Raw genomic sequence first — 3,865 nt, forward strand, 5'->3', positions numbered from 1 at the left:
CCCGCCGGCATACGTCGGAAATCAAGCAATCCGACTCTACGGGTAAAGCTCGCACCATTCAGGTCGAGGTCCGCAAGAAGCGCGTATTCGTGAAGCGCGACGAGAGCGGTGTTGAACAAGTCGTTGAAGGTGCGAACCACGTCGAAGAAGACGAAGTGGACGAAGCCGAACTGCAGCGCCGGGACGAAGAGGCGCGTCAAGCAGCCGAATTGCTCGAGAAAGAAGCGCTGGAATTGAAGGAACGTCAGGAACGCTTCGAACGCGAAGAGGCGGAACGGGTTGCGCGTGAAGAGGCTGCCGAAGCCGAGCGCCGGCGTGCCGAGGAAGAAGAGGCGAAGCGTGCCGCCGCCCAGGCGGAAGCCGCGGAAATTTCGCGTGCTGCGTCTGCGGCTCGTCCGGAATCCCGCGCTCAATCGAAGGCGGAACACGTCGCCGACGAACCGGTGAAGGCTGAAGTTGTCGCGCCGCAGGTCGACGAGAAGGCCGCCGCCGAGCGTGCCGCTCAACGCGAAGCCGCGAAGAAGGCGGAAGATGCCGCGCGCGCCGCGACCGAAAAGGCGCGTGCCGAGCACGACCAGATCGCGAAACGCCGTGCAGCAGCTGAAGCTGAAGCGCGCGCTATCCGAGAAATGATGAATACGCCGCGCAAGGCTCAACAGGCGAAACCGGCTGAGCCGGCGCCCGCAGTCGTGGCTGCGGCCGCGGCTGCTGCTACCGCAGCCGCTGCCGCCAAGGTAGCGGAAGGTGCGAAGGCTGCGGAAGCCAAGGGTACGCTGCACAAGCCGGCGCGTCCGGAAGGCTCGGCTCCGGCACGTCCGGCGGTCGCCAAGAAGCCGGCCGCAGGCGCACCGGCTGCGACCACGCCGTCGTTGGGACCGGACAAGAAGAAGGCCGGTGGCAAGAGCAGCTGGCAGGACGATGCAGCCAAGCGTCGCGGGATCAAGACGCGTGGCGACACCAGCGGCGGTGTAGACCGCGGCTGGCGCGGCGGCCCGAAGGGCCGTGGCAAACATCAGGATCAGACCAACTTCCAGGCGCCGACGGAACCGGTGGTGCGCGAAGTGCACGTGCCGGAAACGGTGTCGGTGGCGGACCTCGCGCACAAGATGTCGGTGAAGGCTTCGGAAGTCATCAAGGTGATGATGAAGCTGGGCCAGATGGTCACGATCAACCAGGTGCTCGACCAGGAAACGGCGATGATCGTCGTCGAAGAACTGGGTCACAGCGCCGTTGCGGCCAAGCTGGACGATCCGGAAGCCATGCTGGTCGGAGGCGAAACGACGGAAGAAGTGGGCGAACGCCTGCCGCGTCCGCCGGTCGTTACCGTCATGGGTCACGTCGACCACGGCAAGACCTCGCTGCTCGATTACATTCGCCGCGCAAAGGTCGCGTCCGGCGAAGCGGGCGGGATTACGCAGCACATTGGTGCCTATCACGTGGAAACGCCTCGCGGCGTGATCACGTTCCTGGACACGCCGGGTCACGAGGCCTTCACGGCCATGCGTGCTCGTGGTGCGAAGGCTACGGACATCGTGATTCTCGTAGTCGCAGCCGACGACGGCGTGATGCCGCAAACGAAGGAAGCCATCGCTCACGCGAAGGCGGGTGGCGTGCCTATCGTCGTGGCGATCAACAAGATCGACAAGCCGGATGCGAATGCGGAACGCGTGAAGCAGGAACTCGTGGCTGAAGGCGTCGTGCCGGAAGAATATGGTGGCGATTCGCCGTTCGTCGAAGTGTCGGCGAAAACCGGTCTGGGTATCGAGAGCCTGCTGGAAAACGTCTCGCTGCAAGCTGAAGTGATGGAGTTGAAGGCGCCGATCGAAGCACCGGCCAAGGGTCTCGTGATCGAAGCGAAGCTCGACAAGGGTAAGGGTCCGGTTGCGACCATCCTGGTGCAGTCGGGTACGCTGAATCGCGGCGACATCGTGCTGGCGGGTACGGCTTTTGGTCGCGTTCGGGCCATGCTCGACGAAACCGGCAAGCCGATCAAGTCGGCGGGTCCGTCGATTCCGGTTGAGATCCAGGGTCTGTCGGAAGTCCCGGGCGCAGGTGAGGAAGTCATGGTCCTGCCGGACGAACGCAAGGCGCGCGAAATCGCGTTGTTCCGTCAAGGCAAGTTCCGCGACGTCAAGCTGGCGAAGCAGCAGGCCGCAAAGCTCGAAAACATGCTCGAGTCCATGACGGAAGGCAACGTGCAGAACTTGCCGTTGATCGTCAAGGCCGACGTGCAAGGTTCGCAGGAAGCGCTGGTGCAGTCGCTGCAGAAACTCTCGACCAACGAAGTGCGCGTGCAGATCGTGCACAGCGCGGTTGGCGCGATCAGCGAGTCGGACGTCAATTTGGCGACGGCATCGAAGGCGGTCATCATCGGCTTCAACACACGTGCCGATGCTCAGGCGCGCAAGGTGGCGGAGTCGAACGGTATCGACATTCGTTACTACAACATCATCTATGACGCTGTAGATGAAGTGAAAGCAGCCATGTCGGGCATGCTGGCGCCGGAGAAGCGCGAAGTGGTCACGGGTATGGTGGAAGTGCGCCAGATCATCCGTGTGCCGAAGATTGGCGCGATCGCGGGTTGTATGGTCACCGACGGCTTCGTCAAGCGGAACTCGATGGTGCGCGTATTGCGCAACAACGTGGTTGTTCACACGGGCGAAATCGATTCGCTCAAGCGCTTCAAGGACGACGTGAAGGAAGTGCGTCAGGGCTTCGAGTGCGGTATGTCGCTGAAGAATTACAACGACATGGTGGAAGGCGATCAGTTCGAGATCTTCGAAGTGACCGAAGTCGCACGTACGCTATAAAAGATTCACCGCTGGACTCGAGGGCGGAGTGGGCTTCACGCCCGCTCCGCCCTTTTTATTTGCCTGGGCAAGCGCTCGTGCGAAGCCGGCATCCGGCGGCATACAAATTTACGGAAACATCATGGCCAAGAAACGTACTTCCCCTAATCGCAACGTGCAGATCGCCGATCAGATCCAGCGCGATCTGTCCGAACTGGTGCGCGATGTGAAGGATCCGCGCATCGGCATGGTGACGATGCAAAGCGTCGAACTGACGCCTGATTACGCGCACGCGAAGGTGTATTTCACGACGCTGACCGGCGATCCGAAGGAAACGGAAGCTGGGCTGAATCACGCGGCAGGGCATTTGCACAACCTGCTGTTCAAGCGTTTGCACATCCACACCGTGCCGACGCTGCATTTTCACTACGACCAGACAGTCGTGCGCGCAGTGGAGATGTCGAAGCTGATCGATGAAGCGAACTCGACGCGCGCGAAGGACGACGAAGAAGACAAAGCAGACGACGAGAAGGGCGCCTGATCGATGAACGGCTCTGCTCGTCCGAAGATTGCGCGTCGTGTGCTGGATGGCGTGTTGCTGCTCGACAAACCGCTCGGTCTTTCCAGTAATGACGCGCTGATTCGCGCTAAAAGAATTTATCTGGCGAAGAAGGCCGGGCATACGGGCACGCTCGATCCGCTCGCCACCGGTTTGCTGCCGCTGTGCTTTGGCGAAGCGACGAAGTTCTCGCAGGATTTGCTCGAGGCCGACAAGACTTACGAAGCAACGATGCGTCTTGGCGTGCGCACCACGACGGGCGACACCGAGGGTGACGCGCTGCAAACGCGCGACATCACCTGCGACGAAGCCGCGATCCACGCGGCCATGGCCCATTTTCGCGGCGAGATTGCGCAAATCCCACCGATGTATTCAGCCCTCAAGCGCGACGGCAAGCCGCTGTATGAATATGCGCGCGCCGGCCAGACGCTCGAGCGGGAAGGGCGCCAGGTGACGATTCATGCGCTCGACCTGCTCGCGTGCGCGCTGCCGGACGTGACGTTTCGCGTCACGTGCA

The 3,865-nt window shown here is 61.8% G+C and carries 3 protein-coding genes; all 3 read left to right on the forward strand.

Annotated features, from left to right (window positions below):
- Positions 1 to 2,810: translation initiation factor IF-2 (infB, locus tag VGH68_RS27350; RefSeq protein ID WP_331606851.1), on the forward strand; the 2,810-nt coding region annotated here is incomplete at its 5' end.
- 121 nt (positions 2,811 to 2,931) lie between these two features.
- Positions 2,932 to 3,330, forward strand: coding sequence for a 30S ribosome-binding factor RbfA (gene rbfA, locus VGH68_RS27355; protein WP_331606852.1), 399 nt, complete (start codon positions 2,932 to 2,934; stop codon positions 3,328 to 3,330).
- Positions 3,331 to 3,333: 3 nt separating this feature from the next.
- Positions 3,334 to 3,865 (forward strand): tRNA pseudouridine(55) synthase TruB (truB, locus tag VGH68_RS27360; protein ID WP_331606853.1); only part of this gene is annotated, 532 nt, incomplete at its 3' end.

Source organism: Paraburkholderia sp. (assembly GCF_036488505.1).
GTDB lineage: Bacteria > Pseudomonadota > Gammaproteobacteria > Burkholderiales > Burkholderiaceae > Paraburkholderia.

Excerpts from the sequence above, each read along its gene's own strand:
- rbfA (WP_331606852.1), top strand. The coding sequence starts at position 2,932 with ATGGCCAAGAAACGTACTTCCCCTAATCGCAACGTGCAGATCGCCGAT.